This is a genomic window from Pseudomonas sp. E102 (assembly GCF_052660185.1).
Window position 1 is genome coordinate 2,417,077 of sequence record NZ_CP084025.1, and the last position, 12,043, is coordinate 2,429,119.

Below are 12,043 nucleotides of genomic sequence, written 5' to 3' on the forward strand. Positions count from 1 at the left end.
GGCGTCCCTATCACTGCAAGATACGCGGTACAAAAGCCGCGCCTAGTATACGTGGGTATGAACTTTCACTGACCGCGCCCCGGGTCCAATGCCTGGGCCATGCGCACCAGCTCGGCAAACGAGCGCGCGCCCATCTTGCGCATGGCCTGGCCGCGATGAATCTTGACGGTGATTTCGCTCAAGCCGATCTGCCCGGCAATCTGTTTGTTCATCAACCCCGACGCAGCCAGGAGCATCACTTGTCGTTCCCGGGCGGTGAGGCTGGCGTGGCGGTCTTGGAGCGCCTTTTGGCTGTGCTCGGCCTCGCGACGCAGGCGGTCGCGCTGGTGGGCGGTGGACACCGCATCGATCAGGTCCTGTTCACGAAACGGCTTGGTCAGGAAGTCCACTGCGCCGGCTTTCATGGCCCTTACCGTCATGGCGATATCGCCATGGCCGGTCATGAACACGATGGGCAGGTGAACGTCGGCGCTCGCCAGCTGTTGCTGGAAGTCGAGGCCGCTGGTGCCGCGAAGGCGCACATCCAGTAGCAGGCAACTGGGCCCGTCGGCGCGTGGATGGCGCATGAAGTCTGCCACCGAGTCGAACAGCTCGACCCGCAGGCCGATGGACCGTAGCAGACTGCGGAGCGCTTGGCGTAACGACGCATCGTCATCGACCACGTAAACGATGGGCTCAGCGGTGAAGGCAGGGTTCGGGGTGTGGCTTGGGTTCATGGGCGGCGTCCTTGGCGGGGCGGGCAGAGGTAAGCAATGGCAACGAAAACGTGAACGAGGTGCCTTGTCCAGCCGCGCTGGCGGCCCAGATCCTGCCGTCATGGAAGTCGATGATGGAGCGGCAAATGGAAAGCCCGATGCCCAGGCCGTTTTCCTTGGTGGTGAAGAAGGGGGTAAACAAAGAAGGCAGGATCTCGTCGGAAATTCCGATACCGCGGTCCGCCACCTCCAATAGCACCTCGTGCTCCTGCGTCCAGGTGCGTATGCGCAGGATCCGATCGGGCGAGTCAATCGTTTCCATCGCCTGGCACGCATTGATGATCAGGTTGATGATCACTTGCTGCAGTTGCACCCGGTCGGCGTTGACCTGGCACGCCTTTGCCGCGAGGTTCGCCTTCAGGCTGATCTTGTGATGAGCCAACTGCTGGCGCACCAGGTTCAGCGACTCGTTGACGATGTCGTCCAGTAGCTCAGGCTGACGCAGAGGGTCGCATTTGCGCGCCATCGCTCGTGTACGATTGATGACTTCGCTGGCGCGACAGGCATTGGTGACGATCCGCTCCAGCGCGTCGAGGGCTTCCTTGAGGTCCGGAACCGGGCGATCGAGCCAGCGACGACAGGCCTCGCCGCTGCTGGTGATGGCGGTCAGCGGCTGGTTGACTTCATGGGCAATCGAGGCGGCCATCTCTCCCAGGGACGTCAGGCGCGTGACGTGGGCCAACTGGGCGTGGGCGCGGGACAACGCTTGCTCGGCGTGTTTGCTGGCGATCAGGGCGTTGATCAGGTAGGCCTGGTTGTGGCGCAGGCGGTCCGCGGCCTGCTTGCTGCGCAACGCGAGAAACGCAATGGCGGACAGGGCCGTCAGGCAACGAAAGAACCCAGTGATTGACTCCCAGCGGTGATAGCCACCGTTGTACGCAAACATCGCCGTCAGCAAAAACATGCACATCAGCGCTACGGTGATCACCAGGTTGATGGAAAACAGGTTCGCCGCCATCAGCAGCAAAGTGATGTACAGCAGCGTCGGCGCCAGGTCGGAATGGGTTTCGGAATTGATGATGACGATCCCGCAGGCCACCACCAGGCCCACGGCCCAGCCCAAGGCGTTGACCAGTGGGTGGGCGCTGATGCCCATCGACGGCTCCCCGCCCATCGGGCAGGGGATGTACCGGAAGCTGTCATAGACACTCTTGAACATCGTGGCGGGTGTGGGCACGGCGCAGACCTTCTGTTGTCCGGTGCAGCCCGAGGAAACGGGGCATCGATTTCGGATCTTAGAAGTTGCCCTTGGCATCGGGTAGGACATAAATCCCTGAATTACTGCCAACCCCGGCCGGTGTCGATGCATACCCACGTATCAATGAATCTACCCAAAGCGTGAGTCCGGTGTCCCCCAGTACAACAGACACCGGAGGGGCTCTGGCATAACCTTCCTGGTACGTCGTCGTTGTCCAACCGTGCAAACGGCACGAGGCACGACGTTTCTTTGCTGACTCATTGGCCCTGTGCCTGGAATGGCTACCATGATGAACAGAAATGACCTGCGTCGTGCTGACATCAATCTGCTGGTTGTCTTCGAAACCATGATGCATGAGCGAAATGTCACACGTGTGAGCGAGAAGCTGTTTCTCGGGCAACCGACCATCAGTGCGGCCCTGGCGCGTCTGCGCTTGATGTTCGACGACCCGCTGTTCGTCAGGACCGGGCGGTTGATGGAGCCGACGTCTCGGGCCCGGGAGATTTTTTCCAACCTTTCACCCGCTTTGGACGGCATCGCCGCCGCCTTGAGTCGCTGCCAGGCGTTCGACCCTGGCACCAGCGAGGCAACGTTTCATATAGGCCTTTGCGACGATGTCGAGTACGCGCTGCTGCCGGATTTGCTGCGCCGCCTGCGGGTCGAGGCGCCGGGCACGACGTTGGTGGTGCGTCGCACCGATCAATGGCAGATGTGCCAGTTATTGGTCAGTGGGGAAATTTCCCTCGGTATCAGCCATACCCTGGAACTGCCGGCCAATGCCCGGCGCAAGGCGCTGCGCCCGATCCGGCCGATGCTGCTGCGGGCCGATTCGCGTCCCGGCGAGTTGACCCTGGACGACTTTTGCCGCCGGCCCCACGCCGTGGTTTCATCCATGGGCCACGTCATCGATGATTCGGACCGCGCGTTGAGCCTGGTAGGCCGGCAGCGGCGGGTGGTGCTGACGGTACCGCAATTCAGCGCATTGCCCGTGTTGTTGGATCGCAGCGACATGATCGCCATCGTGCCCGACTATGTGGCCCGGGCCATGGCGGCAGTCGCAGGCTTGCGGGCGGAGCCGGCGCCGGTCCAATTGCCTGAGCATGAGCTGTCGATGGTCTGGCGAGGTGCCTCCCATGATGATCCAGGCGAGCGCTGGCTGCGTTCTCGTTGCTGCGCGTTCATCGCCGAGCAGGCCCAGTCGGCGCCGCAAGCCCGGCGCGTGGCCTGACGCGATCGCGCAAGCCTTCTCAAAGGGAAAACCGGCTGCGATATTCGCGCGGTGAGATCGACAGATGCCGCTGGAACGTATGGCGCATCCGTTCCTCGTCGCCGAAGCCGCACGAGCGGGCGATCTGGTCGATGTTGCGCTCGGAGTCCTCCAACAACCTTCGCGCGGCTTCGAGGCGGAACATTTCGACGGCCTTGGCCGGCGTTCGTCCGGTCTGGCGCTTGTAGACCCGGGCGAAATTGCGCGGGCTCATCCGCGCCTGCCGGGCCAGTCGCTCGATGGTCAGGTCGGCCTCGTCCAGGTGCTCGGCGAGCCAGGCGTGCAATTCATCGAACCCGGCGCTGTCCTGGGTCTGGGACAGCAACAATTGGCTGAACTGTGCCTGTCCACCGGGCCGCTTGAGAAACACCACCAGTTCCCGGGCCACTTGCAGGGCCACGTCGCGACCGCAGTCGGCCTCCACCAGCGCCAGGGCCATGTCGATGCCGGCGCTTACCCCCGCGGAGGTCCAGACCTTGTCCTGTTGGATGAAGATGGCGTCCAGGTCCACTTCGATCAATGGGAAACCGCTCTTGAGCATCTCGCACATGGCCCAATGCGTGGCGGCACGGCGGCCATCGAGCAAGCCGGCCTGGGCCATGAGGAAGGTCCCGCTGCACACCGACGCCGTGCGCCGGGCCCTGGTGGAGGCCGCGCGCAGCCAGTCCACGAGCTCGACACAGTCAATCATCGCCTGACGAATGTTCGGGGCACCGGGCACGATCAGCGTGTCGATGATGACGTCGTCGAACTGATGCAGGGACGCCGTCTCGACGACCAGGCCTTCAGCGGTCTGCATCAGCCCGCCGGCCAGGCTTGCGGTGTGCATCCGATAGCCCGGCCGGCCGCGTTCGGCCATGGCTTTGGTGGCGGCCCAGAACACGGTCTGGGCGCCGGTCAGGTCCAGAAGGCCCATTTGCGGATAGGCGAGGAACACCAACGCACGCGGTTGGGACATCGACTCGGCGGCGATGTGAATGTCATGGGTCATCTCGTTCATGGTCGCGTCGGCTCGGTAGGGCGCATTTTGAGGATAAAGGTTTCGGCCTGCCCCCCCGCTTTCGCGAGCAGGCTCGCTACCACCGGAAAGCGACGGTGGGAGCGAGGCCATGGGTCATTGCTTGAGCGGAATCAGCACCGCTTCGTTCTCACCCATCACCATGAACACCAAAAGCTTTGCCGGTTGGGTGGCGCTGGCGTTCCTGGAGACCAGATGCTCGGAACCGGCGGCTTCGTACCAGTACTCGCCAGCCTTGTAGGTGATGGCCGGCTCGCCCTTGACCTGGGACGTGACTGCGCCTTCGAGCACATAGGCCATGGCGGTGCCGTCATGCTTGTGGGCGATGGACGACTGGCCCGGTGCATAGTCGACGGTCAACATCATGGCTTTCTTGCCGGGCAGGTTTTTGAGCAGTTTTTCCTGAAGCACCTGAACGTTCTCCGACGGCGCGGTTTCGTGGGCGTACAGCGCGGCAACGGGAAGCAGGCTCAGGGCGGCGATCAAATAAAGCGTTTTCATGGGGCGGGTCCTTTGTGGTATCGAGTGAGTTCGCGTTCACCCTAAGCCCCAAGGTGTCGGGGACAAACGTCCAATTTATTGAAAGACGAGTAGACCACGGTGGCGAGGGAGCAAGCTCCCTCGCCACGCCAGAGATGAGCCCATTCACACCACCGGGAAACTGTTGAAATCCACGCTGCGAGCCAGGCGGCTTTCGATCAGGCTGATGAAGCCCTGGACTTCGGGGCAGTTGAAATGCGCCTGCATCGCTGCTTCCGATTGCCAGCGGGCGCTGACGTTCCAGCGGTCATTGTCTTGCGGGCAACGGTCGACCATATAGGCGTCGCAGCCTGGCGAGGCCCGCAGGGTTTCGACGATTTGCTGCAACTGCCGGCCCAGTTCTTCCGAGCGCCCGGCGGCGGCCTGCACCTGAACGGTATTGATCACTTGGCGAGACATTGTCCTGGCTCCTGAATCAAGTCGAACGGAATCTGATGACACCCAGGCAGGATAGGCCCGGCAAGACAAGGCTAAAACAGCCAATGGGCGGATAAATGCCCAGTCCAATCGGTCAGGCGACCTGCTGCAGGATGTCCCGCAGGCGGTCGAAGGCGATATCAATGTCGAGCAGTTCGATGGCGCCAAAGCCCAGTATCAAGCCTGGACGCACCGGTGCCGCGGTAAAGAATCCGTCGAGGCTATAGAGCCCAACCTCGGCTTTCTTCGCCAATTCGATCACCAACGGCAGGTCGATCGGCACCTTGCACAGCACCGCCATGTGAAAGCCCGCTGTGGTGGGCACGGCCTCGAACCACGGTGACAGGTCATCGGCCAAGCGCGCCAGGATCCGCTCGCGCCGGCCGGCATACAGCGCGTGGCAGCGGCGGATGTGCTTGAGCAGGCAGCCCTCGGCGATGAACTTGGCCAGTGCCCATTGGGGCAGGGTGGAGGTGTGCTGGTCGGTAAGGCGCTTGGCGAGGATCACCGCCTCGAGAATTGCCGACGGCAGGACGGCGTAGCCGAGCCGCAGCTCCGGCAGCAAGGTCTTGGAGAAGGTCCCGACGTACGCCACGATCCCGCGCTCGTCCATGCTCTGCAGGGAGTCGGTGGGCCGGCCTTCATAGCGGAATTCACTGTCGTAGTCGTCTTCGATGATGATCGCGCCCAGCTCATAGGCCCGTGCCAGCAGCGCCTCGCGCCGGGGCTGGCTCATGGGCATGCCCAGGGGAAACTGGTGGGACGGCGTCACGTAGATCAACCGCGTGCCGTCGGGAATCATGTCCACGCGCATGCCTTGCTCATCCACCGGCACCCCGGCCACCGTCGCGCCGTGGGATCCGAACAGCAGGCGTGCCGGCGGGTAGCCGGGATCTTCCATCGCCACCAGGCTGCCGGGGCGGGTCAGTACCCGGGAAATCAGATCGAGGGCCTGTTGCGCGCCGTTGCACACCACCACGTCGTCGTCCTGGCAGTTGACCCCTCGGGAAAACGCGATGTGCCGGGCGATGGCATTGCGCAGCGCCGGCAATCCCTCGGGTTGGCTGTAGAAACCCTTGGCGGTGGCGATCTGGCGAAGGGCGTGGGCGGTGCAGCGACGCCAGTCATCCAGGGGAAACTGGCCCTTGCCGGTGGCGCCGCCGATAAAGTCATAGCGCAGCGCGCTTTCGGGCAGCGGATGGCGCAGCAGGTCCGGCATGTTGCGCCAGGTCTCGACCACGTCCGCCCCGGCCAGCTCACGGTGACTGTGCTTGCGCACGACGCTGGCCGGGCGCGCGTTGACATAGGTGCCCTTGCCGATGACGCCGGTGAGGAGATTTTCGTAGGTCAGTTGCGCGTAGGTGTCGGAGACGGTCTTGCGCGAGATGCCCAACTGCTCGGCCAGCAGCCGGCTGGGTGGCAGTTGCGTGCCGGCCGCCAGCCGACCGCTCTCGATGGCGCTGCGCAATTGTCGGTACAACTGGCCCGCTAGGTCCTTGCGGCCGTTGATGACGACGTGAAGTTCCATACCTGCGGGCTCCCGGATAATCGATGGCGGCAAGGGCCGCGGACGCAAGGTTACCCGCAATGCGCCGGCGCGGAGAAGTTGCGTGGGCGTTTATCGTCAGATTGGACCTGTCACGGGCGGCGTCGACGTCCTACCGTGGAATCATCAACCACCACGGAGGCCGCCATGAGCCCGCGTCTTGACTACTACAGCGCATCCCCCGGGGCGATGAGGGCAATGATTGGCCTGGAAGCGCTGACCAGCCGCCTGAGCATCGAGCCGGCGCTGCAGCATCTGATCAAGATCCGCGCCTCGCAACTCAATGGCTGCGCCTTCTGCACCGACATGCATTCGGTGGATGCGCGCCGCCAGGGCGAGACGGAGCGGCGTCTGTATGCCGTGGCGGTATGGCGCGACAGCGGATTCTTCAGCGAACGCGAAAGGGCGGCCCTGGCCTGGACCGAAGCGGTCACCCTGTTGGCTGAAAGCCAGGTGCCCGATGACGTCTATGCCGTAGCCCGCGCCAGCTTCAGCGAAGAGGAACTGGTGGACCTGACGCTGGCGATCAGCACCATCAACAGCTGGAACCGATTGGCGGTGAGTTTTCGCCAGAGTCCGGGAGGCTAGGCAGTGCCTATGCGGCGTGCTGAAACAGACCGTCCAACATTCTGGGGTCAGTCCAACAAAAGCCATGAAGCCTAGAGCCACCGCGGCGTTGTAAAGAACGAGGCCATTTCCGAGCGAGCCAATGCCGCGCCGAAGTAAGGCCCTTGTACCTGGTCACACGCCACGCTGCGCAATTGGTTGAACTGCCGGGCATTCTCGATGCCCTCGGCGGTGACCATCAGCCCGACGCTGCGGCTCAGCCGGATCATCGCCAGCACGCCTTCCTGATCATGCTCCAGGCCCAATTGCGTGAGGATATTGCGATCGAAGCGGATGCCGTCGAATGGCTGGTCGAGGACTTCCCTGAGGGAAGCGATGTTGGTGCCGAACTTGTCGATGTTGATCCGTACGCCCAGCGCCTTCAAGGCATGCAAGGTATTGGCGAGGGTCTTGTGGTCGGTGAGCAGTACGCCTTCGGCCACTTCCAGGGTCAGGCGTTGGGCGGGAAGACCGCTGGTCTCCAGGGCTTTGTGTACCTGGTTGAACAGGAAACTGCTGCTGAACCACCGAGGCGAAACGGCCAGGGAAACGTTGAGTGCGTTGGGCCAGCTCGTCGCTTCCTCGCAGGCGTTGATCAGCATCCAGGTGCCCAGCTCTTCCAACTGCCCGGACGCTTCGGCGACCGGGATGAAGTCGATGCCGCCCAGTTCGCCGCGTTCGGGATGGTGCCAGAACGCCTGGGCTTCAAAGCCGTGCAACTGCTCGGCATTCACGTCGAAGCGTGGCAGGTAACGCAGTTCGAGCTGGCCTTCCTGCATCGCGTCGCGCAATTGCTGTTCATAGCGGCGCCGGTCACGGGCGACGTTGCCCATGGCCTCTTCATAGATGCGCCAGGTGTTGCGGCCGGCGGCCTTGGCCGCATACAGGGCAATGTCAGCCTGGCGCAGCAGCTCCTCGGCACGTGGGTCACGGGGGTGCGACCACGCCACGCCGATACTCACGCCCAGGTACAGCGTATTGCCGTCCAGGTGCATGGGGCGCTGCATGCAGTCGATCAAGCGCTCGCAGAGCTGATCGAGGTCTCTTACGCTGCCTGGGTTGGGCATGACGATGACGAATTCGTCGCCCCCCAGTCGCGCCACAAGATCGCTGTTGCGAACGTTTTGCTGGAGGATATGAGCCACTTCCTTGAGCACTTTGTCGCCCACGGCATGGCCCAGGGTGTCGTTGACCGGCTTGAATCGATCCATGTCCAGGTTCAGTAGCGCCAGTGGTGTGCTCTGCGCTTGGTCCAGGTGTTCGCTGAGGCAATCGAACAGACGGTTGCGATTGGCCAGCCCGGTCAGCGGGTCGTGCTGGGACAGGTGCTTGATTTGTGCCAGGGCGCGCAATTCATCGGTGATGTCGGTGGCGGTGCCACGAAAGCCCTGGCTACCGGCGTCGATGGCCCGTACCGAAAGCTTGCAGGTGCGTATGCGTTGGTTACGCGCAATGTACTCGCACAGCAGCGGGGCAGACGAGGCACTGTTGGCGCCGCCGAGCAGCCAATGGGCAATGGAGATCGACCCGCTGTGGGGTTCCAGCAACCGGTGCAACGGTTTGCCGATCCATTGCGTGGGGCTGAAGCCCGTCACCTGTTCAAAGCGCTCCGACAGATAGGTCAGGTTTGCGGCCGAGTCGACTTCCCACAGCCAGTCTGACGACACTTTGGCAATGTCGCGAAAGCGTTCCTCGCTGCGCTCCAACGCCTTGCGATGGGCCAGGAGGCTGACGTACTGCTGTTCCTGGGCGCGAAGCATGACCAAGGCGTGGCGCAATACCAAGAGGGCCATGACGCCCAGGAACAGCAACGCCAGCGCCAACAACGGCAACAGGGCTTTACGCAGATCCTTGCCAGGGGTAGCGGGGCGCCAGGCCAGGGCTTCGCGGGTCAGGTCATTGAGCAGCACCTGGGCGGTGTCTTTCGGGCCTGGGGTATGGGCGATATGGGCGTCCGGCAGGGCAAAGTCTCGTGCCAGGTCCTGCAACGCGTCCGTATCGAGGACTTTGACGAATAAAAGCAGGCTCGGCGGGCCAGGAATCTCAGCCACGCTGTTGTCGGTGCCGGTGGTGATGGCAGAGACGGCGACAAAGGCAGGCGCGTCCTGGTGATGGAGCAATTCGACGATCACTTCATCGCGATTCTCGGCGGCGCTGGCCTTTCTGGCGAGTGCCCGCAGGTTGCCAGTCAGCCATGTGTCGGCGTGCACTTCGCTCATTTCACCATCAATGACCGAATAAACCGTCTTGCCGGTCGGGGAAATCACGAACACAGCCTGGTAGCCATACAGCGAGAACACGCTGCTGCCGACATTTTCCTGGTCGTAGGCCCAGTCTTTGTCGACTTCGACGTGCAGGTGGCGGTAGGCGTCGCTCCACTTGGAATAATCGCTCAGGTCGCGGCCGATGCCGGTACGAATCCCGTCGACGGCCCGTTGGGCAAAGAACAGGCTCTGGGAACGGGCCTGTTCGTCCTGGGTCTGGGTGATGTTGAGCAATACCGCGATGGCCAGCGCGGACATGATGAACAGCAACAGCATGATGGCCGGAAAGGTGCGGCGAGTGAAACTTCGGGTAGGCCGCTCGCCGGAAATCACCGTGGAGCCATTGCCAGCATCTTCATTCATAAAAACAAGCCATCAGCTGAACGCGAGACATCCCGCACTAGTTTTGTATCGGCTGACCGCCTGATTAACTTAATGAAAGTGGAAAATAGCTGACCAGTTGCACCATTTTTAACGGCAGCTGCCCTCAGGTGCTACGCCTTGGCGGTATCGCCGCCCATATAGGCGCCGTCGATCGATCCGATCAGCTCATAACGGCTCGCTCGGGGCTGCATGCTTATTCTTTGTCCTTGCGATGACCGGGCAGCAACGCGCCGAGCACCTGCTTGGCGGTCTCGACCACGATGCCGCGCTCGTTCGGATCGCCCTGGAGCAGGGTCGAGGCGAACTTCTTCGCCTGTTCCAGCTTGATGTGCGGTGGCAGCGGTGGCACGTCGGGGTCGGTGCGGAACTCGATCACCACCGGGCGTTCGGCGGCGAACGCCTGGTCCCAGGCGCTCGCCACGTCGCTTTCCTGGTCGACGAGGATGCCCTTGAGGCCGATCGACTCGGCGAACAGATGATAGGGCACGTCGGGAATATCCTGGGACGCCTCGAATTTCGGGTCGCCTTCCATCACCCGTTGTTCCCAAGTCACCTGATTCAGGTCCTGGTTGTTGAACACCGCGCAGATCCAGGTGGTGTTGGTCCAGGTGCGCCAGTATTTGGCGACGGTGATCAATTCGGCCATGTTGTTCATCTGCATCGCGCCATCACCGACCAACGCGATCACCGCACGATCCGGGTGGCAGAACTTGGCGGCGATGGCGTAGGGCACGGCGGCGCCCATGGAGGCGAGGCCGCCGGAGAGTGAACACATCATGCCGCGACGGATCTGGACATCCCGCGCATACCAGTTGGCGCAGGAGCCGGAGTCGCAGGTGATGACGGCGCGATCCGGCAGCCGTGGCGAGAGTTCGAACGTGACGCGCTGCGGGTTGATCGGTTTGGCCGAGACCAGGGCGCGTTTTTCCAGGGTCTTGTCCCAGTCCGCTCGCCATTTCTCGATTTTTTCGCGCCAGGTGCGGTCGGGCTTTTCTTCGATCAGCGGCAACAGGGCCCGCAGGGTGTCGGCGCTGTCACCTTGCAAGTTGACTTCCATGGGGTAGCGCAGGCTGAGCATGTCTGGCTTAAGGTCGATCTGCACGCCACGCGCCTGGCCCTCGCCAGGCAGGAATTCGGCATAGGGAAAGCCGGACCCGATCATCAGCAGGGTGTCGCAACCGGCCATGAGGTTGTCGCTGGGCTCGGTGCCCAGCAGCCCGATGGAGCCGGTGACCCATGGCAGTTCATCGGGCACCACGGCTTTGCCGAGCAGGGCCTTGGCGACGCCGGCGCCGAGTTTGTTGGCGATGGCGATCACTTCGTCCGTTGCATGCAGGGCGCCGGCGCCCACCAGGATGGCAACTTTCTTGCCGGCATTGAGCACCTCTGCCGCTCGGCGCAGGTCTTCCTCGTAGGGCACAACCTTGGGTTTGCGATAGCCGACGCCGGAATGCAGCGTGCCGTGCTTGTGGGGCGGCGGTGTGTATTCCAGGTCTTGGAGGTCGTTGGGCAGGATCAGTGCGGTGACCCGACGCTCACCCACCGCCGTGCGTACCGCGCGGTCGAGCAGGTGGCGGACCTGGGCCGGGGCGCTGGCTTGCTGGACGAACGCGCCTGCAACGTCCTTGAACAGGCTGGGCAGGTCCAGTTCTTGCTGATAATGGCCGCCGAGGGCGTTTCGGGCCTGCTGGCCGCAGATCGCCAGGACCGGCATATGGTCCATGCGCGCGTCATACAGGCCGGTAATGAGATGCGACGCCCCAGGGCCGGAGGTTGCGATGCAAACGCCCAGCTCGCCAGTGAACTTGGCATGGGCGCAGGCCATGAAGGCCGCCATTTCCTCGTGCCGCGCCTGGATGAATCGGATCTTGCCCTTGGCCCGGTTCAGAGCCCCGAACACACCGTTGATGCCATCGCCAGGATAGCCGTAGATGCGCCGAACGCCCCATTCATAAAGGCGTTCAACCAGAAAATCGCCGACGGTCATGCTCATGTCTGTTCCTCGTCCTGATGGGCTGTCTTGAGCGTTGCGCCCGCTGGGCAGCGGT

General features: G+C 62.9%; 10 protein-coding genes. 2 read left to right on the forward strand and 8 right to left on the reverse strand.

The window, feature by feature from the left end; genetic code table 11:
* Positions 1–65: 65 nt before the first annotated feature.
* Together DOCECA_RS10715 and DOCECA_RS10720 are read right to left on the reverse strand one after the other, a co-directional pair.
* Entirely contained in the window at positions 66–716 is a 651-nt protein-coding gene (locus tag DOCECA_RS10715) for a response regulator transcription factor (RefSeq protein ID WP_420763833.1), read from the reverse strand.
* The gene (locus tag DOCECA_RS10720) at positions 676–1,851 is read right to left on the reverse strand and encodes a sensor histidine kinase (protein WP_420764034.1); all 1,176 of its coding nucleotides are present in this window, start codon (positions 1,849–1,851) and stop codon (positions 676–678) included. The genes DOCECA_RS10715 and DOCECA_RS10720 overlap by 41 nt, the downstream gene beginning before the upstream one ends.
* A 388-nt stretch (positions 1,852–2,239) precedes the next feature.
* Here DOCECA_RS10720 and DOCECA_RS10725 point away from each other — a divergent pair, with 388 nt between their 5' ends.
* Positions 2,240–3,181 carry a LysR family transcriptional regulator gene (locus DOCECA_RS10725; RefSeq protein ID WP_434558962.1) on the forward strand — a complete coding sequence of 314 codons (942 nt, stop codon included), beginning with the start codon at positions 2,240–2,242 and terminating at the stop codon, positions 3,179–3,181.
* Between the two features lie 19 nt (positions 3,182–3,200).
* On the opposite strand, the gene DOCECA_RS10730 is transcribed toward DOCECA_RS10725, so the two are convergent.
* From DOCECA_RS10730 to pdxR, 4 genes are all read right to left on the reverse strand, one after another.
* Positions 3,201–4,220, reverse strand: coding sequence for a GlxA family transcriptional regulator (locus tag DOCECA_RS10730; RefSeq protein WP_434558960.1), 1,020 nt, complete (start codon positions 4,218–4,220; stop codon positions 3,201–3,203).
* A 114-nt stretch (positions 4,221–4,334) separates the two neighbouring features.
* A complete protein-coding gene (locus DOCECA_RS10735) occupies positions 4,335–4,739 on the reverse strand; it encodes a cupin domain-containing protein (protein WP_420763836.1) in 405 nt (134 codons plus the stop codon).
* 144 nt (positions 4,740–4,883) lie between these two features.
* Positions 4,884–5,177 carry a putative quinol monooxygenase gene (locus DOCECA_RS10740; RefSeq protein ID WP_420763837.1) on the reverse strand — a complete coding sequence of 98 codons (294 nt, stop codon included), beginning with the start codon at positions 5,175–5,177 and terminating at the stop codon, positions 4,884–4,886.
* 112 nt (positions 5,178–5,289) lie between these two features.
* Entirely contained in the window at positions 5,290–6,723 is a 1,434-nt protein-coding gene (pdxR, locus tag DOCECA_RS10745) for a MocR-like pyridoxine biosynthesis transcription factor PdxR (RefSeq protein WP_445571948.1), read from the reverse strand.
* Between the two features lie 165 nt (positions 6,724–6,888).
* On the opposite strand from pdxR, the gene DOCECA_RS10750 reads away from it, so the two are divergent.
* Positions 6,889–7,329, forward strand: a complete 441-nt coding sequence (locus DOCECA_RS10750; protein WP_420763839.1) for a carboxymuconolactone decarboxylase family protein — start codon at positions 6,889–6,891, stop codon at positions 7,327–7,329.
* A 71-nt stretch (positions 7,330–7,400) separates the two neighbouring features.
* Here DOCECA_RS10750 and DOCECA_RS10755 read toward each other — a convergent pair whose 3' ends face one another.
* Entirely contained in the window at positions 7,401–9,974 is a 2,574-nt protein-coding gene (locus DOCECA_RS10755; protein WP_445571949.1) for a bifunctional diguanylate cyclase/phosphodiesterase, read from the reverse strand.
* Between the two features lie 214 nt (positions 9,975–10,188).
* Positions 10,189–11,988, reverse strand: coding sequence for a thiamine pyrophosphate-requiring protein (locus DOCECA_RS10760; RefSeq protein WP_445571950.1), 1,800 nt, complete (start codon positions 11,986–11,988; stop codon positions 10,189–10,191).
* Positions 11,989–12,043: the final 55 nt, after the last annotated feature.

Coding starts and splice junctions, on each gene's coding strand:
- DOCECA_RS10715 (WP_420763833.1), bottom strand. CDS start 716: ATGAACCCAAGCCACACCCCGAACCCTGCCTTCACCGCTGAGCCCATC.
- DOCECA_RS10720 (WP_420764034.1), bottom strand. CDS start 1,851: ATGGGCATCAGCGCCCACCCACTGGTCAACGCCTTGGGCTGGGCCGTG.
- DOCECA_RS10725 (WP_434558962.1), top strand. CDS start 2,240: ATGATGAACAGAAATGACCTGCGTCGTGCTGACATCAATCTGCTGGTT.
- DOCECA_RS10730 (WP_434558960.1), bottom strand. CDS start 4,220: ATGAACGAGATGACCCATGACATTCACATCGCCGCCGAGTCGATGTCC.
- DOCECA_RS10735 (WP_420763836.1), bottom strand. CDS start 4,739: ATGAAAACGCTTTATTTGATCGCCGCCCTGAGCCTGCTTCCCGTTGCC.
- DOCECA_RS10740 (WP_420763837.1), bottom strand. CDS start 5,177: ATGTCTCGCCAAGTGATCAATACCGTTCAGGTGCAGGCCGCCGCCGGG.
- pdxR (WP_445571948.1), bottom strand. CDS start 6,723: ATGGAACTTCACGTCGTCATCAACGGCCGCAAGGACCTAGCGGGCCAG.
- DOCECA_RS10750 (WP_420763839.1), top strand. CDS start 6,889: ATGAGCCCGCGTCTTGACTACTACAGCGCATCCCCCGGGGCGATGAGG.
- DOCECA_RS10755 (WP_445571949.1), bottom strand. CDS start 9,974: ATGAATGAAGATGCTGGCAATGGCTCCACGGTGATTTCCGGCGAGCGG.
- DOCECA_RS10760 (WP_445571950.1), bottom strand. CDS start 11,988: ATGAGCATGACCGTCGGCGATTTTCTGGTTGAACGCCTTTATGAATGG.